The organism is Streptomyces sp. NPDC102467, from assembly GCF_044765445.1.
In the GTDB taxonomy this organism is placed as follows: domain Bacteria; phylum Actinomycetota; class Actinomycetes; order Streptomycetales; family Streptomycetaceae; genus Streptomyces.
In genome coordinates this window covers 281,089-302,894 of record NZ_JBIWKA010000009.1, presented here as the reverse complement: position 1 = coordinate 302,894, position 21,806 = coordinate 281,089, and the positions used below count along the sequence as shown (strand labels likewise).

Sequence of the window (21,806 nt, the reverse complement as noted above, 5' to 3'; positions counted from 1 at the left end):
TTCTGCGTTTCCAATGTTCTCAGTTCTCAATGATCTCCGTTTCCCCGCGATCGAAGGGACGTACATGCCCATGGGTCACACGGCCACCGCCGAGGCCGGCTCCGGCGGCCTGACAGCGACCGAGCACCGGCTGGCCAACGGCCTGCGTGTAGTGCTCTCCGAGGATCACCTGACCCCGGTCGCGGCGGTCTGCCTCTGGTACGACGTAGGCTCGCGCCACGAGGTCAAGGGCCGTACCGGCCTGGCCCACCTCTTCGAGCACCTGATGTTCCAGGGCTCGCATCAGGTGCATGGCAACGGGCACTTCGAGCTCGTACAGGGCGCGGGTGGCTCGCTCAACGGCACGACGAGCTTCGAGCGCACGAACTACTTCGAGACCATGCCCGCCCACCAGCTGGAGCTCGCGCTGTGGCTGGAGGCCGACCGTATGGGCTCGCTCCTTGCGGCCCTCGACGAGGAGTCGATGGAGAACCAGCGGGACGTCGTCAAGAACGAGCGCCGTCAGCGCTACGACAACGTCCCCTACGGCACCGCGTTCGAGAAGCTGACCGCCCTCATGTACCCCGAGGGCCACCCGTACCACCACACGCCCATCGGCTCCATGGCCGACCTGGACGCGGCCACCCTCGAGGACGCGCGGAGCTTCTTCCGCACCTACTACGCGCCCAACAACGCCGTGCTCTCCGTAGTGGGCGACATCGACCCCACGGAGACGCTCGCGTGGGTCGAGAAGTACTTCGGCTCGATCGCCGGCCACGACGGCAAGCCCGCGCCGCGCGACGGCTCCCTGCCCGAGGTGATCGGCGGGCAGCTGCGCGAGGTCGTCGAGGAGGAGGTCCCGGCGCGCGCCCTCATGGCGGCCTACCGGCTGCCCCAGGACGGCACGCGTGCGTGCGACGCCGCCGACCTCGCCCTGACGGTCCTCGGTGGCGGTGAGTCGTCGCGGCTCTACAACCGTCTCGTGCGCCGCGACCGCTCCGCCGTGGCCGCCGGGTTCGGGTTGCTGCGCCTGTCCGGCGCGCCCTCCCTGGGCTGGCTCGACGTGAAGACCTCCGGAGACGTCGAGGTGCCGGTCATCGAGGCCGCCGTCGACGAGGAGCTCACCCGGTTCGCCGAGGAGGGCCCCACGCCGGAGGAGATGGAGCGCGCCCAGGCCCAGTTGGAGCGCGAGTGGCTGGACCGGCTCGGCACCGTGGCGGGCCGCGCCGACGAACTGTGCCGGTACGCCGTGCTGTTCGGCGATCCGCAGCTCGCCCTCACCGCCGTCCAGCGCGTCCTCGCCGTGACCGCTGAGGAGGTCCAGGAGGTCGCCAAGGCCCGCCTGCGCCCCGACAACCGCGCGGTCCTCGTGTACGAGCCGACGGCCCCCGCTGACCCCGATGACGAGGGCGCCGAGAGCGCCGAGAGCGACGAGGAGGCGGGCCGGTGACCGAACAGCTCGCGACCATGGACTTCCATTCCCAGCCCCAGGCGGGTGTGGCCAAGCCGTGGGCGTTCCCCGCTCCGCAGCGCGGCGAGCTCGCCAACGGCCTGACCGTGCTGCGCTGCCACCGTCCCGGCCAGCAGGTCGTCGCCGTCGAGATCAACCTGGACGCGCCGCTGGACGCCGAGCCCGCGGGCCTCGACGGCGTGGCCACGATCATGGCGCGTGCCTTCAACGAAGGCACCGACAAGCACTCCGCGGAGGAGTTCGCGGCCGAACTGGAGCGGTGCGGCGCCACGTTGGACGCGCACGCCGACCACCCCGGTGTCCGGGTCTCCTTGGAGGTGCCCGTCTCGCGCCTCCCGAAGGGCCTGGCCCTGCTGGCCGACGCCCTGCGGGCGCCCGCCTTCGCGGACAGTGAGATCGAGCGCCTGGTCCGTAATCGGCTGGACGAGATCCCGCACGAGAGCGCCAACCCGGCCCGCCGCGCCGCCAAGGAGCTCTCCAGGCAGCTCTTCCCGGCCGACGCGCGTATGTCGCGCCCGCGCCAGGGCAGCGAGGAGACCGTCACCGCCATCGACGCGGCGGCCGTGCGCGCCTTCTACGAGAAGCACGTACGCCCCGCCACCGCGACGGTCGTCGTGGTGGGCGACCTGACGGACACCGACCTCGACACACTTCTCGCGGACACACTCGGTGCCTGGACGGGCGACACGACGGAGCCTCGCCCCCTCCCGCCGGTCACCGCCGACGACACCGGCCGGGTCGTCATCGTGGACCGCCCGGGAGCGGTGCAGACACAGCTGCTCATCGGCCGGATCGGACCTGACAAGCACGACCGTGTGTGGGCCGCGCAGATCCTCGGCACGTACTGCCTCGGCGGCACGCTGACCTCGCGCCTGGACCGTGTCCTGCGCGAGGAGAAGGGCTACACCTACGGTGTGCGGTCCTTCGCCCAGGTGCTGCGCTCCGCGCCCGACGGGACGGGCGCGGCGATGCTCGCCATCAGCGGCTCCGTCGACACCCCGAACACCGGGCCCGCGCTCGACGACCTCTGGAAGGTCCTGCGCACGCTGGCGGCCGAGGGCCTCACGGATGCCGAACGGGACACCGCGGTGCAGAACTTGGTGGGTGTGGCCCCGCTCAAGTTCGAGACCGCCGCGGCCGTCGCGGGCACCCTCGCCGACCAGGTCGAGCAGCAGCTGCCCGACGACTTCCAGGCCCGGCTGTACCGCCAACTCGCCGAGACGGGCACCGTGGAGGCCACTGCGGCCGTCGTGAGCGCCTTCCCGGCGGACCGTCTGGTGACGATCCTGGTGGGCGACGCCGCGCAGATCGAGGAGCCGGTCAAGGCCCTCGGCATCGGCGAGGTGAGCGTGGTCACGGGCTGACCGCACCCCCGTACGTCGCACGAAGCCCCGGTGGCCGCAACGGCCGCCGGGGCTTCCTGTCGTCGCGCGGGTTCGTCCGCGATCAACCATGGATCACTTATGCCCGAATTGGGGCGGAGGTTGCCTGTCTGCCCTGTGGCGTGCACTACAAAACCTGGAATCCGTTTGTTACTTAAAAGATGTTCCGCTTAGCGTCGGTCCGGCTGTTCGCCAGACACGCGTCGCGCCCGCGACACCGGACAGTCATCGCCGAGTCCCCCACGGCGCGAGCCAGGGGAGCCGGGGACCCATCGCAGTCCCTGGGGTGAATCGGACGCTCTTCCCGTACGGGGAGGGGGCCCGTAGGAGACCTTCCTGCTCCGAACCCGTCAGCTAACCCGGTAGGCGAGAGGGAAGGAAAGGATCAGCCACTACATGGCGTTCACCCGTGCCACCGGGAAGCACCGTCGTCCGAGCCGTCTCACGCGTACCACCGCGCAGGTCGCCGGTGTCGCAGCGCTCACCGCGACCGGTGTCGTCGGAGGCCTCGCCGCCCCCGCGCTCGCCGCCGACGACGCGGCCCCCGACCAGAACGGCCTCACGCAGGCCATCGCCATCGGCGACTCCCTGGCCGCGCAGATCGACGCGCAGGCCTCCGCGCAGAAGAAGGCCGCCGACGAGGCGGCCGCCAAGGCGAAGGCCGAAGCCGAGGCCAAGAAGAAGGCCGAGGAGGCCAAGCGCGAGGCCGAGGCGAAGGCCAAAAAGGAGCGCGAGGCCAAGGAGCGCGCCGCCCGTGAGGCCGAGCGCAAGCGCCTCAACACCTTCGTGGCTCCGGTCTCCGGCTCCTACGTCTCCACCGCCTACAAGGCGAGCAGTGGCCTGTGGTCCTCCGGCAGTCACACCGGCATCGACTTCCACGCGGCGAGCGGCACTTCGGTGCACGCCGTCGGCTCCGGCACCGTCGTCGAGGCCGGCTGGGGCGGCGCGTACGGCAACAACATCGTGATCAAGATGAACGACGGCACGTACACCCAGTACGGTCACCTGTCGTCCATCGGCGTCTCCGTCGGCCAGGCCGTCACTCCCGGCCAGCAGATCGGCCTCTCCGGTGCCACCGGCAACGCCACAGGCCCCCACCTTCACTTCGAGGCCCGTACGACCGCCGAGTACGGATCGGACATGGACCCCGTCGCGTACCTGCGCTCGCACGGCGTGAACGTCTGACGTCTTCGCGACACCACGCGAAAGCCCCGGCTCATCGAGCCGGGGCTTTCGCGTACACAGGACGTTCCTGGCCAAAAAATATCCCTGGATTCCGACCTCCCGTCGGAAATTCACGGACGGTGGAATAGAGTCACCGGGAAAGCGCGCCCAATGGATCCCCATCGCGCTTGCACAAGCGTCGATCGATCGCGTTTCCGCGGGGATCAAGACGGAGGTCGGGTCATGCGCATTCCCGCGCACTCGGTATGCACAGCGATCCGCGACGACATCGTCACGGGCGTCTACGAGCGCGGCGGCAGGCTCACCGAGGAACTGCTCGCGCGGCGTTACGGAGTATCGCGTGTGCCGGTCCGCGAGGCGCTGCGCACTCTGGAGGCCGAGGGCTTCGTCGTCACCCGGCGACACGCGGGCGCGTGCGTGGCCGAGCCCACCGCGCAGGAGGCCGCCGACCTCCTGGAGATCCGCATGATGCTCGAACCGCTGGGCGCCGCGCGCGCCGCACAGCGCCGCACGGAGGCCCACCTCAAGGTCCTGCGAGGCCTGGTCAGGCTGGGCCAGGAGCGGGCCAGGCGCGGTCAGAACGAGGATCTGCGCTCCCTGGGCGGCTGGTTCCACGAGACCCTCGCGCAGGCCTCCGGCAGCCCCGGCCTGATCACCCTGCTCACCCAGCTCCGGCACAAGATCGCCTGGATGTACGCCGTGGAGAGCCCGGGCAGGCCGGCCGACTCCTGGGCCGAGCACGGTGCCATCGTGGACGCGGTGGCCCGCGGCGACGCCGAGCGCGCCCGCGCCCTGGCCGCGCAGCACACCGAACGAGCCTCGACGGCCCACCGGCTGCGCGTCCCCCGCGCGGGCGATCGTGTGAGGACTTCGCAACATGCCGTAAACACGGCGGGGCTGCAGCATTAACAGGAGGGCCGTATACAAAGAAGTGCGCTATTCATCGAGTGAAATGAATGAGTCGCGGAATGTATTCGGCTGCCCTGATCGTTGTCGGACGGGTGCGGGGTAATTCCAACGTCTGGGTCGGTGCGTGTGAATTCTCTGCGCCGCCCAAACCCGTCACCGTCCAAACGTGCCGCCCGAATGCGAAAACGGCGGAGCCGCGCGCCCCTTAAGGGAATCGCGCGGCTCCGCCACACTGATGGGATCAGACGGTCTCGGGAAGCTCCTCGAGGCCCTCGGAGACCAGCTTCGCCAGACGGTCGAGCGCGGCGTCCGCACCCTCGGCGTCGGAGGCCAGGACGATCTCCTCGCCACCCTGGGCGCCCAGGCCGAGCACCGCGAGCATGGAGGCGGCGTTGACGGGGTTGCCGTCGGCCTTGGCGATCGTCACGGGGACGCCGGCCGCCGTGGCCGCGCGGACGAAGATGGAGGCGGGTCGGGCGTGCAGGCCCTCGGCCCAGCCGACGTTGACGCGGCGCTCAGCCATGTGATGCTGCCCTTCAGGTGTCTCACAGTTGTCTAGACCATTCTCACATACCGGCGAGCATGCTCACCGCGTACCCGGGTCCCGTGCGCACAGCGTTCTCCGGCCTTCCTTAGCCTGCCTCCCACACGCGCGGGACGCGACCCGTACGACTGTCGGCGCCCGGCCCTACTCTTGCGGCATGGAGACCCCGTCGGACCGGCACGCCTACCCCGCCCACTGGGAGGCCGACGTAGTGCTGCGCGACGGCGGCACCGCCCGGATCAGGCCGATCACCACCGAGGACGCCGAGCGCCTGACCAGTTTCTACGAGCAGGTGTCGGACGAGTCGAAGTACTACCGTTTCTTCGCGCCTTACCCGCGCCTGTCCGACAAGGACGTCCATCGCTTCACCCATCACGACTACGTGGACCGTGTGGGGCTCGCCGCCACGGTGGGCGGGGAGTTCATCGCGACCGTCCGCTACGACCGGATCGACGCGACGGGCCGGCCCGCCTCCACGCCCGCCGACGAGGCCGAGGTCGCCTTTCTCGTCCAGGACGCCCATCAAGGGCGGGGCGTGGCATCCGCCCTTCTGGAGCACGTCGCCGCCGTCGCCCGTGAGCGCGGCATCCGCCGGTTCGCCGCCGAGGTGCTGCCCGCCAACACCAAGATGATCAAGGTCTTCACGGACGCCGGGTACACCCAGAAGCGCAGCTTCGAGGACGGCGTGGTCCGGCTGGAGTTCGACCTGGAGCCCACAGAGGCGTCCCTCGCGGTGCAGCGCGCCCGTGAGCAGCGCGCCGAGGCCCGCTCCGTGCAGCGCCTCCTCGCGCCCGGCTCCGTCGCCGTGATCGGTGTGGGGCGCACTCCTGGAGGAGTGGGCCGCAGCGTTCTCGACAACCTCAAGGACGCGGGTTTCACGGGCCGCCTGTATGCGGTGAACAAGGCGTTCCCCGAGGACCTGACCGAGATCGACGGTGTCCCCGCCCACCGCTGCGTGCGCGACATCGACCCCGCCGACCAGGTCGACCTGGCCGTCGTCGCCGTGCCCGCGCCACACGTGCCCGACGTCGTCGCCGAGTGTGGTGAACGGGGCGTACAAGGGCTGATCGTGGTCTCCGCCGGATACGCGGAGAGTGGCGCCGAGGGCCGCGAGCGGCAGCGCGCACTCGTCCGCCAGGCCCGCACCTACGGCATGCGCATCGTCGGACCGAACGCCTTCGGAGTCGTCAACACGTCGTCGGACGTACGGCTCAACGCCTCCCTCGCCCCCGAGATGCCGCGCCCGGGCCGCATCGGCCTGTTCGCCCAGTCCGGCGCCATCGGCATCGCCCTCCTGGCGCGCCTGCACCGCAGGGGCGGGGGAGTCACCGGGGCGACGGGGATCTCGACGTTCGTCTCCGCGGGCAACCGCGCCGACGTGTCCGGGAACGACGTCCTTCAGTACTGGTACGACGACCCGGACACGGACGTCGCTCTCATGTACCTCGAATCCATCGGCAACCCGCGCAAGTTCACCCGCCTCGCCCGCCGCGCCGCGGAGGCCAAGCCCCTCGTGGTCGTGCAGGGCGCCCGGCACAGCGGGATCGCGCCCACAGGGCACGCCGTACGCGCCACGCGTCTCCCGTACGCCACGGTTTCCGCACTGCTGCGCCAAGCCGGCGTCATCCGGGTCGAGACGATCACCGAACTCGTCGACACCGGGCTCCTGTTGGCCCGCCAGCCGCTGCCCGCCGGACCGCGCGTCGCCATCCTCGGCAACTCCGAGTCGCTCGGCCTGCTGACCTACGACGTGTGCCTCTCCGAGGGCCTGCGTCCCAAACCGCCACGGGATCTGACCACCGCGGCCTCCGCGGCGGACTTCCGCGCCGCACTCGAAGAGGCGCTGGCCGACGACAAGACCGACTCCGTCGTCGTCACCGCGATGCCGGCGGTGGGGGAGGGCCCGACCGAGGACGCCGAGCTGGCGGCAGCCCTGAGCGCGGCAGCCGCCACCGCGCCCACGAAGCCGGTCCTCGTCGTCCACGTCGAGCTGGGCGGTCTCGCCGAAGCCCTCTCCGCCGCTGCCAGCACCGGACCCAACGCCCCGGACGCCCCCGACAGCCAGCCGCCCCGGCCGGTCCCCGCGAGCGCCGAGACCTCAGAAGACACCCCGCGCCTCATCCCCGCCTACCCGGCCGCCGAGCGCGCCGTCCGGGCCCTCGCCGAAGTCGTGAAGTACGCCCAGTGGCGGCGCGACGCGGCCGAGCCCGGCAAGGTGCCCGAGTACGACGGCGTCGACGAAGCCGCGGCCGCTGCTCTCATCACCGAGCTGCTCGCCAAGGAGGACGACCCGCGCGGCGTCGAGCTCGTCCCGGAGGACGCCCGCGCACTGCTCTCCCACTACGGCGTCTCCGTACGGGAGACACTGCCCGCGCCCGACGCCGACCACGCCGTCGGCGCGGCGCACACCCTCGGCTACCCCGTGGCCCTCAAGACGACCGCCCCGCACCTGCGCCACCGCGCCGACCTCGGCGGCGTACGCCTGGACCTCGCCGACGAGACGGATCTGCGGCGCGCCTACGAGGAGCTGACCGAGCAGCTCGGCGGGCCGGCCGAGCTGCGGCCCGTCGTGCAGTCGATGGCGCCGCGCGGTGTCGACACGGTCGTCCGGGCCGTCATCGACCCGGCGGCCGGTGCGGTGCTCTCCTTCGGTCTGGCCGGCGCCGCGTCGGAGCTGCTCGGTGACACGGCGCATCGACTGATCCCGGTCACCGACCAGGACGCCCAGGGCATCATCCGCTCCATCAAGACGGCGCCGATCCTGTTCGGCTGGCGCGGCGCCGCCCCCGTCGACACGCCCGCGCTCGAAGAACTGCTGCAGCGCGTGTCCCGCCTCGTCGACGACCACCCCGAGGTCGTCGGTGTCGCCCTCGAACCGGTCGTCGTCGCCCCGTACGGACTGACCGTGCTCGGCGCCTCGGTCCGGCTCGCGCCACCACCTGCCCGCGACGACCTGGGCCCGCGCACCCTGCCCGTCGCGTACTGACCTCACCCCCTGCGAAATGCCCTCACGGAGGGTTATCCACAGGGGCATCGGCAGTCTCTTCCCGGGCCTTAGGATGGACCCCATGGCCAAGACCAGTACGACGACCCAAGGGCTGCGAGCGGCGATCGAGCGCAGCGGCTACTACCCGGCCCTCGTGGCCGAGGCGGTGGAGGCCGCGGTCGGCGGCGAGCCGATCGCGTCGTACCTCGTGCACCAGGAGACCACGTTCGACGCGAACGAGGTCCGTCGTCACGTCACCGTCCTGGTCCTGACCGACACCCGCTTCATCGTCAGCCACACCGACGAGCAGGCGGCCGACACCACGTCCCCGACGCCGTACGCGACGACGTCCACGGAATCCGTGAAGCTCGACCGGATCTCCTCGGTCGTGCTCAGCCGTGTCGTCGCCAATCCGGAGAAGTACGTTCCGGGCACGCTGCCCCGCGAGGTCGTCCTCACCATCGGCTGGGGCGCCGTCGCCCGCATCGACCTGGAGCCCGCGGCCTGCGGCGACCCCAACTGCGAGGCGGACCACGGCTACACGGGCAGCTCGACCGCCGACGACCTGAGCCTGCGCGTCAGCGAGGCGGGCGACGGACCCGAGACCGTGCGCCAGGCCCTCGCCTTCGCCCAGGCACTCTCCGAGGCCACCGCGGACGCGGGACGCTGATGACGCAGGCCGCCTGGGACGACGTAGAGCCGCTGCCCGTCCACTCCGCTCCCGTCCCGGCGTACGGCGCCGGATCGCTCGCCGACCTGCTGCCCACCATCGGCTCCCACCTGGGCGTTCCCGGCTGTGCGGCCACGATTCCCGAGCTCGCGCCCGTGGATCGGGCCTGCGTCTTTCTCATCGACGGCCTCGGCTGGGAGCAGCTGCGGGCGCATCCGGACGAGGCGCCGTTCCTCAGCTCGCTCATAGCCTCGTCGCGCGGTGGCACCGGCAGCCCGATCACCGCGGGCTACCCGGCCACCACCGCGACCTCCCTCGCCTCGGTCGGCACGGGCCTGCCGCCCGGCGCCCACGGCTTGCCCGGCTACACCGTGCGCAACCCGGCCACCGGCGAGCTGATGAACCAGCTCCGCTGGAACCCGTGGACGAACCCGAAGGCCTGGCAGCCGTACCCGACGATCTTCCAGCGGGCGCACGAGGCCGGAGTCCACACGGCCCAGGTCTCGGCGCCCGCCTTCCAGTCGACGCCCCTCACCAAGATCGCGCTCAGCGGCGGCACCTTCCACGGCCGCCTCTCCGGCGAGGACCGCATGGACCTGGCAGCCAAGCAACTGGCCGCCGGAGACCGGTCGCTGGTGTACACGTACTACAGCGAGGTCGACGGGAAGGGGCACCGCTTCGGCGTCGACTCCGACCCGTGGCGCGGCCAGCTCATGTACGTCGACCGGCTCGCCCAGCGCCTCGCCGAGCAGCTCCCGCCGCGCAGCGCCCTGTACGTGACCGCCGACCACGGCATGATCGACATCCCCTTCGACGAGCAGTCCCGTATCGACTTCGACGAGGACTGGGAACTGAGCGCGGGGGTCGCCCTGTTGGGCGGCGAGGGCCGCGCGCGTCACGTGTACGCGGTGCCCGGAGCGCAGGGCGATGTGCTGACCGTGTGGCGTGAGGTCCTCGGCGAGCAGTTCTGGATCGCGAGCCGCGACGAGGCGATCGATGCGGGCTGGTTCGGCCCTCAGGTCGATCAGCGGGTCCGCGGCCGGCTGGGTGACGTCATCGCCGCCGCCCGTGACGACGTGCTGATCATCGCGTCGCGGGGCGAGCCGAAGGAGTCCCTGATGGTCGGCAACCACGGCTCCATGACCCCGGCGGAACAGCTCGTACCGCTTCTGGAAGTACGTTCCTGAGGCCCCACTCCTCCCCGCCTCTCCTCACCCGTCACGCGAAAGGTGCTCGACTCCCCATGCCCGAGCTGGTGTTCTTCTCCGGAACCATGGACTGCGGCAAGAGCACCCTGGCTCTGCAGATCGAGCACAACCGGTCGGCCCGCGGACTACAGGGGATGATCTTCACCCGCGACGACCGGGCCGGCGAGGGGAAGCTCTCCTCGCGGCTCGGCCTGGTCACCGACGCGGTCGAGGTCGCCGACGACCTGGACGTCTACGCGTACGTCGTCGACCGTCTCTCGCAGGGCGGCAGGGTGGATTATGTGATCGCGGACGAGGCGCAGTTCCTCGCGCCCGGGCAGATCGACCAGCTGGCCCGCGTCGTCGACGACCTCGACCTGGATGTCTTCGCGTTCGGCATCACCACGGACTTCCGCTCCAAGCTGTTCCCCGGTTCGCAACGGCTGGTCGAACTCGCGGACCGCGTCGAGGTGTTGCAGGTCGAGGCGTTGTGCTGGTGCGGTGCGCGCGCCACGCACAACGCGCGCACCATCAACGGCGAGATGGTCGTCGAGGGCGCTCAGGTCGTCGTCGGCGACGTCGACCACGCCGAGGACGAGATCGGCTACGAAGTGCTGTGCAGGCGGCATCACCGCAAGCGGACGACCAGCGCGACGGCTCAGGTGTCCACCTTGTCACCCGACGTTCTCCCCGTCGCATAGCCCCGGCGGACGCCGCACGCCGTGCGCGCGGCGCCTGCTCAGCTCCGCGACGTCACCAGCGCGAACCGTGCCCCTTCCGGATCCGCGACCGTCGCCACCCGACCGTGTGAACCGTCGCGCGCGGGCTTGACGACGTGGCCGCCCAGATCGGCGACCCGCTCCACCGCCTCGTCCACATCCGCGACCTCGAAATAGGTCATCCAGTGCGAGCCCCGGTCGCGCGGCAGCGCATGGCCGACACCCTGTACGGAGGCCACCGGACTGCCCTCCAGGAGCAGCGTCAGGCAGTCGAAGTCGGCGGAGACGACGGGCTCTTCGACGTAGCCGAAGACCGACTCGTAGAACTTCGCGACGCTCGCGGTCTCCCGTGTCACCAGCTCGTTCCACGCCACCGCGCCCGGCACGCCGGTCACCGCCATGCCCAGGTGCGCTGCCGCCTGCCAGATGCCGAACACCGCCCCCGACGGATCGGAGCCGATCGCCATCCGGCCCGCCTCGCCCGCGTCCAGCGGGCCGACGCCCACCGTGCCGCCGCAGTGCCGCACGGTCTCGGCCGTCGCGTCCACGTCGTCCGAGGCCAGATAGGGGGTCCAGGCGATCGCCAGCTGACGCTCGCCCGGCAGCAGGCCGATGCCGGCCACCTCCCTGCCGTCGAGGAGCGCCCGTGCGTACGGGCCGAGCTGCTGCGGCCCCGGCCTGAACTCCCAGCCGAACAGCGCCCCGTAGAACTCCTGGGTCGCGGCCATGTCGTGCACCATCAGACTCACCCAGCAGGGCGTGCCCGGTGCGCGCCTGGCTGCTGCCTCGGTCATCGTCACTCTCTCCTCGGAACGGAACCCTCGGGGCCCGCGATCGGGAACCCACGTGTCGCATCACGCCCGTGCTGATCGTGGCACTCCGTGCCGCGCGGCGCTCCCTGGCCGCGCCGAATCCGCCGGACTCCTCACAGAGGATGCCCGAATCGGTGTTTCGAAGACGTTGCCGCGCCATGAACCGGCCGTCTCCGACCGTTTGACGCTCGGTAGTCGATCGAGCACGCTATCCGAACGCGGGCGCTCGGGCCAGACCATGAGCAAGGATGGCCCCCATGAATGCCATCATCACCGCATCTGAACTCGCGAGCGAGTCGGCTGGGGAGAACCCGCCCGTGCTCCTCGACATCCGTTGGCAGCTCAGTGTGGCGAAGGCCGCGGGAGAACCCGCGTTCGACGGCCGCGCCGAGTACGACGCGGGACACATCCCGGGCGCGGTCTTCATCGACCTCGACACGGAACTCGCGGGTCACGCGGGCGCGGGCGGCGGCCGGCACCCCCTGCCCGACCTGGCCGATTTCGGCGCCGCGATGCGCGCGGCGGGCGTCTCGGCCGACCGCGACGTGGTGGTGTACGACGGCGGGCAGGGTTGGGCGGCGGCCCGTGCCTGGTGGCTGCTGCGCTGGACGGGTCACCCCTCCGTGCGCGTCCTCGACGGCGGCCTCGCGACCTGGGACGGCCCCCTGGAGACCGGCGCGCCGTCGCCGGAGCCCGGCATCTTCGCCCCTGCACCGGGTGCCACCGGCCTCCTCGACGCGGACGCAGCCGCCGCTCTCGCCCGCTCCGGCCTCCTGCTGGACGCCCGCGCCGCCGAGCGCTACCGCGGTGACGTGGAGCCCATCGACCGTGTCGGCGGCCACATCCCGGGCGCTGTATCGGCGCCGACCACCGAGAACGTCGCGACGGACGGCCGCTTCCGCCCGGCCGCCGAACTTGCCGACCGTTTCAAGTCCCTTGGCGCACACGGCGATCCGGGTCAGGTCGGCGTCTACTGCGGCTCGGGCGTTTCCGGCGCCCATGAGGTGCTGGCGCTGGCGGTGGCGGGCGTCGATGCCCAGCTGTACGTCGGCTCGTGGTCGGAGTGGTCCGCGGACGAGTCCCGCCCGGTGGCGACGGGCCCGGACCCGCAGTAACCGATGCTCTACGTAAGGGGCCCGCGCCGGTTGACCGGCGCGGGCCCCTTACGTACGAAGGTGACTAGTCCTGCTTCTTGCGGCGCGTTCCGAAGACGATCTCGTCCCAGCTCGGCACCGCTGCCCGGCGCCCCGGGCGGACCCCGTCGGCCTCGGCCTGGCGGTCGGTGGTGCCGGTCAGACGATCCCGGTGGCCGGCGACGCTGCGCGGCATCAGCACGTCCGCGTACGCCGATCCGGCCCCGGCCGACGCGGCGGGAGCCTGGGGCTCCTCCAGCTCGGCGGCCGTGGGCGGCTCCGGTTCCTCCTGTGGCGGCTCGGGAGCCGTCGTGGGGCGGTCGGGCACCACGATGTCGCCGCGGTAGCTGGGCACGGCCTCCAGGAGGCTGGTCAGCGAGTCGCGCTCCGAGGTGGAGGCGATCGCCGGCAGGTTCGGCAGGTTCTCGTCGGAAGGCGGCTCCGGCGGCGAGGGGCGCTCCAACTGCCGGTCCAGGGCGCGGTCCAGCGGACGGTCCCTGGGCAGCCGTGCGATGCGCGGCACGAACGGGAACGTGGGTTCGGGTGCGCCGATGTCGTCGGACTCGCCGATCAGCGAGCGCGCCTCGTCGTCCACGGCCTGGACGAGCCTGCGGGGCGGGTCGTACGTCCAGCTCGCCGAGTGCGGTTCACCCGCGACCCGGTAGACGAGCAGGACTTCCCAGGTGCCGTCGTCACGGCGCCACGAGTCCCACTGGACTGTTTCCTTGTCGGCGCCGCGCAGCAGAAGTCGCTCCTGCACCGCTTCGCCGAGCTGAGGGCCGGTGTTCTCGCCGGGACGGCGCACGGGGGTCTTCCTGGCCCGCTCGGCCATGAAGGCGCGCTCCGCGAGCACGGGGCCCTCGAAGCGGCGTACGCGATCCACTGGAATGCCCGCGAACTGGGCGACTTCCTCGGCGGAGGCGCCTGCTCGTATACGCGCCTGGATGTCGCGCGGGCGGAGGTGGCTCTCCACCTCGATCTCGATCTGGCCGAGGCGCGGACGATCGCCGCGCACGGCGGCCCGGAGGCGCTCATCGATCGGAAGCGTGTACTCCGTGCTGTCCGCAGCCTTCAGCACCAGCCGTGTGCCGTCGTTAGAGACGGCCACGACACGCAGTTCGGGCATGGGGACCTCCCGGGTGGTGCCTGCCGACGTCACGTGCGTCGCTGCTTCCGCTAGTCGAGTGTGGCCTGCCCGGGTGCAGCCTGCCACAACCTTGCCGAGTTGCCCGGCGTGTCGGGCAACGACCCGAGAGCGCCGTTATGGCACGGTTACCTGTTCGCAACGCTAAGTGACCGAAGCCGTCACCCTGTGCAACGAGCCCCCTCCCGGCGGTCCTGGAAGGCCCCGGACGCCCTGGCGGGAGACCGGACCCAGGGCTCGCAACAGTACTCCATTCGGGCCACTCGCGTGGATCGGCACGCCGCCGAACTTCTCACGGGGGGCGGGAGTTGAGCGTGGCGTGCCCATGAGGCATGTCCGATTCGCGGCGGATGCGCGTGGCGTGCTTCACGGAATCTACAGAAGTGGAACTACGGGCTTCGGTCATACGTCCCTTTCTCACGTGACACATGGAGTTCGCGTAGCCTCGGGAGCTTCATTGCGGAAAAGGCAGGTATGTCGAGAAAGGCAGGTAAGGACCGGAGATGGGCGTGACGCCGGACAACAACCCCAGGGACGACTCCAGGAACGACCAGGACAGGCCCAAGGGGAAGAAGCGGGTGGATCTGAGCCTGCCTCAGGTGGCGGGCAGCGCAGTCGCCGCCGTCGTGGCAGCGAAGCTCGCCTCCAGTTTCGGCGTCTACGGGACGATCTTGGGCGCGGGCGTGGTCAGCGCCCTCGCCACCTGCGGCGGCACCGTCTTCCAGCACTTCTTCAGGCGCACCGGCGAGCAGATACGTGACGTCGCGGTGCAGACGAAGCCCAAGGGGCGGCAGGTTCCGGTCACGGCGGAGGGCCGCCCCGTACCGCGCACGTTCCGCTCGGACGACTCCATGGATGCCACCAAGGCCATGGTCACCGGCGCCCGGCCGCCTGCCGCGCGCCCCGCCACGGGTGCACTGCCGACGACCACGACGTGGGGGACGCCGCCGGCCGCTGACGCCGAGGCGACGACGGCGCTGCCGCAGTTCCCGGCCGACGACGAGATGACCCAGCTGCTCGACACCGGCGCCGTCGCTGATCTGCTCCCCGATGAAACCGCTGCAGCCGCTGTGACCGCTGATGCCACTGCACCCGCGCAGACCCGGCTGCTCGGCACGGCCGATCCCGACAAGACGCAGCTCCTCAAGGCAGACGTGCGCGACGGCGTGATCGACGACGCCACGCGGGTGCTGCGGCCCGCGACGGATCTGCCGCACCAGTCCGGCCCTGCCGACGAGGAGTTCAGCGGCGGGACCGTGCACAGGTCCCGCGTAAAGAGCTGGAAGCGGCCGCTGATCGCCGCCGCCGTCGTCTTCGGCGTGACCATGGGCGGCATCACGACGTACGAGATCGTGGCAGGGCAGAGCTTCGGCGGGGACAGCGGCAGCACGACCTTCCGGGACGCCTTCAGCGGCCACAGGTCCTCCGGTGGCAGCGACCCCGCCCCCAGTACCTCGCAGCCCTCGGACGGCAGCAGCACCGGCTCGGGTGACGGCACTCAGCGGAACGGTGGCGACTCGTCCACGGATGGGAACACGACGCCCAGTCCGACGCCGAGCGACGGCAGCGGCTCGGGCACCGACTCGGACAACGGGTCGGACTCCGGCTCCGACTCGGGTTCGGACGCCGGGTCGAATGACGGTTCGGACTCCGGGGACGGCAAGGCGACCCCGACCCCGACGCCCACGCCGACCCCGTCGCAGAGCACGGGCTCGGGCGCGGACACCGGGTCGGGCGCCGACTCCGGCCGGCAGAGCCCGGCCGAGTAGGAAGTGATCAGTCGCCGAGGACCCGGCGCAGGTAGGCGTTGCCGAAGAGCCGGTCCGGGTCCAGGCGGTCGCGCAGCTCGGTGAACTCGCCGAAGCGCGGGTAGGCCTGCGCGAAGTACGCGGCGTCGCGCGTGTGCACCTTGCCCCAGTGCGGGCGGCCCTCGTGAGCGGTGAAGATCTGCTCGGCAGCCGTGAAGTACCGCTGATACGGGGTGCCCTTGTACATGTGGACCGCGATGTAGGCGCTGTCGCGGGCGGAGGCTGTGGACAGCGTGATGTCGTCGGCGGGGGCGGTGCGCACCTCCACAGGGAAGCTGACGCGCAGCTTCGAGCGGTCCACCATGCTCTTCAGCTCACGAAGTGTCTCTACGAGGGCGGCACGCGGAACGGCGTACTCCATCTCGACGAAGCGAACGCGGCGCGGAGATGTGAAGACCTTGTAGGGAACGTCGGTGTACGTCCGGGCCGACAGCGCCTTACTGGAGATCTTGGCGATCGTCGGGATCGTGGCGGGCACCGCGCGGCCGAGCGAATTGACCACCTGGAACAATCCGTTGGAGAGCACCTCGTCGTCGACGAAGCCGCTGATCCGCGAGACCGGAGCCTCGGGGCCGGCGCTGCGGTTGTTGCGCTTGGTGTTGCAGTTGCCGGTGTGCGGGAACCAGTAGAACTCGAAGTGCTCGTTCTCGGCGTACAGCTCGTCGAAGTCGGCGGTGACCTTGTCGAAGCTCATCGGCTCCTCCCGCGCGGTGAGCAGGAAGACCGGCTCCACGGCGAAGGTGAGCGCGGTGATGATGCCGAGCGCGCCCAGGCCGATGCGGGCGGCGGCGAAGACCTCCGGGTTCTCCTTCGCGGAGCAGGTGAGGAGCTCACCGCTCGCGGTCACCAGTTCGACGCCCCTGATCTGCGCGGCGATGGAGGCGGAGTCGCGGCCCGTGCCGTGGGTGCCGGTACTGGTGGCGCCGGAGACGGTCTGCTCCATGATGTCGCCCATGTTGGTGAGCGACAGACCCTCGCGGGCCAGGGCCATGTTGAGTCGCTTGAGCGGGGTGCCGGCCTCGACCGTGACCGTCATGTTGTCCCGGTCGATATTGCGGATACCGGTCAACAGTTGAGGGCGTATCAACACGCCGTCGGTGGCCGCGGCCGCCGTGAAGGAGTGACCGGTGCCGACGGCCTTCACCTTCAGACCGTCCTCCGCCGCTTTGCGTACCGCTGCGGACAGCTCATCCACTGAAGCGGGTGTCACCTCTCGTACGGGACGTGAGGTGACGTTCCCCGCCCAGTTACGCCACGCTTCGCCGTTCTTCGCGCCGCTGGCCGTCTGCGCCGTGCTCATCGGTGAGTCCTCCCCGCTGCGGAACCGGCTGCTTCAGCCGGCGGTAGCCGAGGAACGCGACCAGGACCGCGACGGCGCCGGCGACTCCCGGAACCCCGTACCCGGCCTTCGCACCGGCGGCGTCGATCACCCAGCCGGCCGCGGAGGAGCCGAGCGCGACCCCGACCGCGAGTCCCGTGCTCACCCAGGTCATGCCCTCGGTCAGTTTCGCGCGTGGTACGTGCTGCTCGACGAGGGCCATCGTCGTGATCATCGTCGGTGCGATGGACAGGCCCGCAACGAAGAGCGCCACGGCCAGAAACGGCAGGTTCCCGACCAGTTGGAGGGGGATCATACTCACGCCCATCGCGACGACACCCACCAGCCACCTGCGGGCCGGTGCCCCCTTGAAGTGCAGCAGTCCGAACACGGCGCCCGCGACACAGGACCCGGACGCGTACACGGCGAGCACCACACTGGCCAGCGACTTGTGCCCCTGGTCCTCGGCGAACGCCACCGTCACCACGTCGACCGCCCCGAAGATCGCGCCCGTCGCCATGAACGTGACGACCAGTACCTGCAACCCACGCGCGCGGAGCGCCGATCCTGCGCCGTGTGTCTCGCGGGGGTGCGGCGCCGGTTCGGTGGCGCGCTGTCCGGTCAGCCAGAAGACGCCCGCCGCCAGGAAGCAGCCCGCAAGAAGAGGCCCGGCCTCCGGGAACCAGGCCGTGGACAGCCCGATCGAGATGATCGGCCCGAAGATGAAGCACACCTCGTCGATCACGGACTCGAAGGAGTACGCCGTGTGCAACTGCCTTGGCGTGCTCCGGTAAAGGACTGCCCACCGCGCGCGGATCATCGAACCCACGCTCGGAACGCAGCCGATGAACGCGGCGCACAGGAACAGGGTCCAGTCCGCGGCCTCGTACTTCGCGCACAGGAGCATCCCGGTGACCGCGGCGAGCGAGACCAGCGTGGCCGGGCGCAGCACGCGCCGTTGCCCGTACCGGTCGACCAGGCGGGAGATCTGCGGTCCGATCACGGCGGCGGAGAGCGCCACCGTCGCCGACAGGGCGCCCGCGAGTCCGTAGCGCCCGGTCAGCTGCGAGACCATCGTGACGATGCCGATGCCCATCATCGACAGGGGCATCCGCCCGAGGAACCCGGCGAGCGAGAAGCTCCTGGTGCCGGGCAAGGCGAATATGGCGCGGTAGGGGCTGGGCAACGGGACTCCGGCGTATGGGGTAAGTGCGTAACGCGCAAGACGTACGGGCCAAGCGCGTAAGGGGTAAGGCGTAACTGCGACCGATACAGCTTACGCGTGTCAGGTGCCGGTCGGCATGGCAGTTTTCCGCCCGTCAGTGGCGGGTGGCAGGATCGAACACATGCCAGACGCGCACGCTGCCAGCCTTGATGCCCGCCCCTACGACGCTCTGCTCCTGCTCTCGTTCGGAGGCCCGGAGGGCCCCGACGACGTCGTCCCGTTCCTGGAGAACGTGACGCGGGGCCGTGGCATCCCCAAGGAGCGGCTCAAGGAGGTGGGGCAGCACTACTTCCTGTTCGACGGGATCAGCCCCATCAACGACCAGAACCGTGCGCTGCTCGACGCCCTGCGCAAGGACTTCGCCGAGCACGGCCTGGATCTGCCGGTCTACTGGGGCAACAGGAACTGGGCGCCGTACCTGACCGACACGCTGCGCGAGATGGTCGTCGACGGCCACCACCGCATCCTCGTCCTTGCGACCAGCGCGTACGCCTCGTACTCGGGCTGCCGCCAGTACCGCGAGAATCTCGCGGAGTCGCTGGCCGCGCTGGAGGCCGAGGGCCTGCGGCTGCCGACGATCGACAAACTGCGCCACTACTTCAACCACCCCGGCTTCGTGCGCCCCATGGTCGACGGCGTCCTGAAGGCCCTCGCCGACCTCCCCGAGGACGTACGGGACGGCGCCCACATCGCGTTCAGCACGCACTCCATCCCGACTTCGGCGGCCGACACCTCCGGGCCCGTGGAGGAGCACGGAGACGGCGGTGCGTACGTGCGGCAGCACCTGGACGTCGCGCGGCTGATCGCCGACGCCGTGCGCGAGGAGACCGGCGTCGACCACCCCTGGCAGCTCGTCTACCAGTCGCGCTCCGGCGCCCCGCACATCCCTTGGCTGGAGCCCGACATCTGCGACCACCTGGAGGAGCGGCACGGCGCCGGGGTTCCGGCCGTCGTCATGGCGCCCATCGGTTTCGTCTCGGACCACATGGAGGTCCTGTACGACCTCGACACCGAGGCCACGGCCAAGGCGGCCGAGCTCGGCCTCCCGGTACGCCGCTCGGCCACCGTGGGCGCGGACCCGCGTTTCGCCGCCGCTGTACGGGAGTTGGTCCTGGAGCGGTCCGCAGATGAGAGCGGCAGGAACGTCACGCCGTGCGCCCTGGGCGCGCTCGGCGCCAGTCACAACCTGTGTCCCGTGGGCTGCTGTCCGGCCCGCGCCCCCAAGCCCGCCGCCGCGGGCGCCGACAGCCCGTACGCGTAAGGATGCTGACGTGACCGACCTGAAGGCAGAACTCCTCGCCGTCGCCCTGGAAGCGGCCGACCGCGCCGGGGTCTTCCTGCGCGACGGCCGCCCCGCCGACCTCGGCGTCGCCGCCACCAAGACCAGTGCGGTCGACGTGGTCACCGAGATGGACATCGCGTCCGAGAAGCTCATCACGGACTTCCTGGCCGAGCGCCGCCCCGACGACGGCGTACTCGGCGAAGAGGGCGCCTCCTCAGAGGGCTCCAGCGGTGTCCAATGGGTGATCGACCCCATCGACGGAACCGTCAACTACCTTTACGGGCGCCCCGATTGGTCCGTCTCCATCGCGGCCCGCAAGGACGACGAGACGATCGTCGGCGTCGTCGCGGCGCCGATGCGCGGCGAGACCTACCGCGCCGTTGTGGGGCAGGGTGCCTACGTGAACGACCGTCCCGCCCACGCGCGCGTGGCGCCTCCCTTCGCGCAAGCCCTGGTCGGCACCGGCTTCGGCTACCTGGAGACGCGCCGGGTCCATCAGGCGGACGTCGTACGGGAGTTGGTGCCCCGGGTGCGCGACATCCGGCGCGGCGGCTCGGCCGCGATCGACCTGTGCGACGTTGCACTGGGCCGCCTGGACGCGTACTACGAACGCGGCCTGAACCCCTGGGACTTCGCGGCCGGCGACCTCATCGCGCGCGAGGCGGGCGCCTTGACCGGAGGCCGCCCCGGCGAGCCGGTGTCGCCCGAGCTGACCATCGCCGCGCCGCCCGGCCTCTTCGAGCCACTGCAGAAGTGGCTCGAAGAACTCGGCGCCTGGCACGACTGACCCGGCCCCACCCGCGCCCGTCCGCACAGCGCGAAGGGCCCCGGCGCCCGCCTGGATCGATATCAGGCGCCGGGGCCCTTCACTGTGTCCGGCAGATGGTTCAGACGCTCGAGGCGTGAATTTCCACGCCGTGCTCGGCGGCGAGGCGGTGGAGGTCGTCCAGCTCACCCTGCTCGACCTCGGCAAGGAAGTCGTCGCCGGTCTCGCGCGCCAGCGTCAGGTCGGACTCGGCCGCCTTTATGCGCTGCAGCAGTCCTGCGGTGAAAGCGTCCATGGTTGCGCCCCCTCGTCCTGGGTCGTGGGTCGGTGGCACGGGGGTGTGCCCTGTGGAAGGGGTGATCACGTCTCCAGCCGCCCTGCGGTAAGCAGCTCGTGGCACGCCACATACAAAGCGTGATCGCGGATGTACAGCCGTCCTCCCCCCGCTCCCTTCCGCGGAAACCTCAACCCCGGGAGAAAAACCGGCATTCCCCGTCCGCTTCGCCACCCGCCCCGCCGCCTTACAGCCGGTTTATGGCCGAAAGGGGCAGGATGGAGGCTCACACCCCATGAGACCTGCCCGCGCGCGCTCGAATCTGCCCGCGGGTGGCCAGAGGAAGGACAAGCGACGTGCGCGTACTCGTCGTCGAGGACGAGCAATTGCTCGCCGATGCGGTGGCCACCGGACTGCGCCGGGAGGCCATGGCCGTCGACGTCGTGTACGACGGCGCGGCCGCCCTGGAGCGCATCGGCGTCAACGACTACGACGTGGTCGTCCTCGACCGTGACCTCCCGCTCGTGCACGGCGACGACGTCGCCCGCAAGATCGTCGAGCTGGGCATGCCCACCCGCATCCTGATGCTGACCGCCTCCGGCGACGTCAGCGACCGCGTGGAGGGCCTGGAGCTGGGCGCCGACGACTACCTGCCCAAGCCCTTCGCGTTCAGCGAGCTGACGGCCCGCGTCCGGGCCCTGGGACGCCGTACGAGCGTGCCCCTGCCGCCCGTGCTCGAGCGCGCCGGGATCAAGCTCGACCCGAACAGGCGCGAGGTGTTCCGCGACGGCAAGGAGATCCAGCTCGCGCCCAAGGAGTTCGCCGTCCTGGAGGTGCTGCTGCGCAGCGAGGGCGCCGTGGTCTCCGCCGAGCAGCTCCTCGAGAAGGCCTGGGACGAGAACACGGACCCGTTCACGAACGTCGTACGCGTCACCGTCATGACCCTGCGCCGCAAGCTCGGCGAACCCGCGGTCATCGTCACGGTGCCCGGCTCCGGCTATCGGATCTGAGT

19 protein-coding genes and 1 riboswitch are annotated in these 21,806 nt (G+C 70.8%); of the genes, 13 read left to right on the top strand and 6 right to left on the bottom strand.

The annotated features are described in order from the left end of the window. Positions 1–64: 64 nt before the first annotated feature. The 4 genes from ACIREE_RS20900 to ACIREE_RS20885 all read left to right on the top strand — a co-directional run bounded on the left by ACIREE_RS20900 (position 65) and on the right by ACIREE_RS20885 (position 4,926). Positions 65–1,429: a M16 family metallopeptidase gene (locus tag ACIREE_RS20900; protein ID WP_404153991.1), complete on the top strand. Its 1,365-nt coding sequence runs from the start codon at positions 65–67 to the stop codon at positions 1,427–1,429. 17 nt (positions 1,430–1,446) lie between these two features. Next, positions 1,447–2,814, top strand: a complete 1,368-nt coding sequence (locus ACIREE_RS20895) for a M16 family metallopeptidase (RefSeq protein WP_404154268.1) — start codon at positions 1,447–1,449, stop codon at positions 2,812–2,814. Between the two features lie 237 nt (positions 2,815–3,051). Next, positions 3,052–3,216, top strand: a riboswitch (cyclic di-AMP (ydaO/yuaA leader). A gap of 12 nt (positions 3,217–3,228) precedes the next feature. Then, entirely contained in the window at positions 3,229–4,017 is a 789-nt protein-coding gene (locus ACIREE_RS20890) for a M23 family metallopeptidase (protein WP_404153988.1), read from the top strand. A 222-nt stretch (positions 4,018–4,239) separates the two neighbouring features. Then, positions 4,240–4,926, top strand: a complete 687-nt coding sequence (locus ACIREE_RS20885) for a GntR family transcriptional regulator (protein ID WP_404153985.1) — start codon at positions 4,240–4,242, stop codon at positions 4,924–4,926. A 241-nt stretch (positions 4,927–5,167) separates the two neighbouring features. Here the strand turns inward: ACIREE_RS20885 and ACIREE_RS20880 are convergent, their stop codons facing one another. After that, the gene (locus tag ACIREE_RS20880; RefSeq protein ID WP_003993478.1) at positions 5,168–5,449 is read right to left on the bottom strand and encodes an HPr family phosphocarrier protein; all 282 of its coding nucleotides are present in this window, start codon (positions 5,447–5,449) and stop codon (positions 5,168–5,170) included. 178 nt (positions 5,450–5,627) lie between these two features. Here ACIREE_RS20880 and ACIREE_RS20875 point away from each other — a divergent pair, with 178 nt between their 5' ends. The 4 genes from ACIREE_RS20875 to ACIREE_RS20860 all read left to right on the top strand — a co-directional run bounded on the left by ACIREE_RS20875 (position 5,628) and on the right by ACIREE_RS20860 (position 11,014). Then, the gene (locus ACIREE_RS20875; protein ID WP_404153982.1) at positions 5,628–8,456 is read left to right on the top strand and encodes a GNAT family N-acetyltransferase; all 2,829 of its coding nucleotides are present in this window, start codon (positions 5,628–5,630) and stop codon (positions 8,454–8,456) included. Between the two features lie 82 nt (positions 8,457–8,538). Continuing rightward, on the top strand, positions 8,539–9,126 hold the full coding sequence (locus tag ACIREE_RS20870; protein WP_363197825.1) for a DUF5998 family protein: 588 nt from the start codon (positions 8,539–8,541) through the stop codon (positions 9,124–9,126). Then, entirely contained in the window at positions 9,126–10,313 is a 1,188-nt protein-coding gene (locus ACIREE_RS20865) for an alkaline phosphatase family protein (protein ID WP_404153979.1), read from the top strand. Before ACIREE_RS20870 ends, ACIREE_RS20865 begins: the two co-directional genes overlap by 1 nt. Positions 10,314–10,369: 56 nt before the next feature. Further along, complete coding sequence (locus tag ACIREE_RS20860) at positions 10,370–11,014, top strand: thymidine kinase (protein WP_404153976.1); 645 nt, start codon at positions 10,370–10,372, stop codon at positions 11,012–11,014. 38 nt (positions 11,015–11,052) lie between these two features. Here the strand turns inward: ACIREE_RS20860 and ACIREE_RS20855 are convergent, their stop codons facing one another. After that, on the bottom strand, positions 11,053–11,826 hold the full coding sequence (locus ACIREE_RS20855; RefSeq protein ID WP_404153973.1) for a VOC family protein: 774 nt from the start codon (positions 11,824–11,826) through the stop codon (positions 11,053–11,055). A 275-nt stretch (positions 11,827–12,101) separates the two neighbouring features. Between ACIREE_RS20855 and ACIREE_RS20850 the strand changes: the two genes are divergently transcribed. Continuing rightward, positions 12,102–12,959, top strand: a complete 858-nt coding sequence (locus ACIREE_RS20850; RefSeq protein WP_404153970.1) for a sulfurtransferase — start codon at positions 12,102–12,104, stop codon at positions 12,957–12,959. Positions 12,960–13,023: 64 nt separating this feature from the next. Here ACIREE_RS20850 and sepH read toward each other — a convergent pair whose 3' ends face one another. Continuing rightward, entirely contained in the window at positions 13,024–14,103 is a 1,080-nt protein-coding gene (sepH, locus tag ACIREE_RS20845) for a septation protein SepH (protein WP_404153968.1), read from the bottom strand. Positions 14,104–14,624: 521 nt separating this feature from the next. Between sepH and ACIREE_RS20840 the strand changes: the two genes are divergently transcribed. Further along, positions 14,625–15,890 carry a hypothetical protein gene (locus ACIREE_RS20840; protein WP_404153965.1) on the top strand — a complete coding sequence of 422 codons (1,266 nt, stop codon included), beginning with the start codon at positions 14,625–14,627 and terminating at the stop codon, positions 15,888–15,890. Between the two features lie 7 nt (positions 15,891–15,897). Here ACIREE_RS20840 and ACIREE_RS20835 read toward each other — a convergent pair whose 3' ends face one another. Together ACIREE_RS20835 and ACIREE_RS20830 are read right to left on the bottom strand one after the other, a co-directional pair. After that, positions 15,898–17,229: a D-arabinono-1,4-lactone oxidase gene (locus ACIREE_RS20835; protein ID WP_404153962.1), complete on the bottom strand. Its 1,332-nt coding sequence runs from the start codon at positions 17,227–17,229 to the stop codon at positions 15,898–15,900. Beyond that, positions 17,177–18,433 (bottom strand): MFS transporter, encoded by a 1,257-nt coding sequence (locus ACIREE_RS20830; protein ID WP_404153959.1) that lies wholly within the window; start codon positions 18,431–18,433, stop codon positions 17,177–17,179. The genes ACIREE_RS20835 and ACIREE_RS20830 overlap by 53 nt, the downstream gene beginning before the upstream one ends. 160 nt (positions 18,434–18,593) lie before the next feature. Between ACIREE_RS20830 and ACIREE_RS20825 the strand changes: the two genes are divergently transcribed. Both ACIREE_RS20825 and ACIREE_RS20820 read left to right on the top strand, forming a co-directional pair. Beyond that, positions 18,594–19,733, top strand: a complete 1,140-nt coding sequence (locus ACIREE_RS20825) for a ferrochelatase (protein ID WP_404153956.1) — start codon at positions 18,594–18,596, stop codon at positions 19,731–19,733. Between the two features lie 10 nt (positions 19,734–19,743). Then, entirely contained in the window at positions 19,744–20,541 is a 798-nt protein-coding gene (locus tag ACIREE_RS20820; protein ID WP_404153953.1) for an inositol monophosphatase family protein, read from the top strand. A gap of 100 nt (positions 20,542–20,641) precedes the next feature. Here ACIREE_RS20820 and ACIREE_RS20815 read toward each other — a convergent pair whose 3' ends face one another. Further along, the gene (locus tag ACIREE_RS20815; RefSeq protein WP_363196077.1) at positions 20,642–20,815 is read right to left on the bottom strand and encodes a hypothetical protein; all 174 of its coding nucleotides are present in this window, start codon (positions 20,813–20,815) and stop codon (positions 20,642–20,644) included. 335 nt (positions 20,816–21,150) lie between these two features. On the opposite strand from ACIREE_RS20815, the gene ACIREE_RS20810 reads away from it, so the two are divergent. Then, complete coding sequence (locus ACIREE_RS20810; protein WP_018535991.1) at positions 21,151–21,804, top strand: response regulator transcription factor; 654 nt, start codon at positions 21,151–21,153, stop codon at positions 21,802–21,804. Positions 21,805–21,806 lie beyond the last annotated feature (2 nt).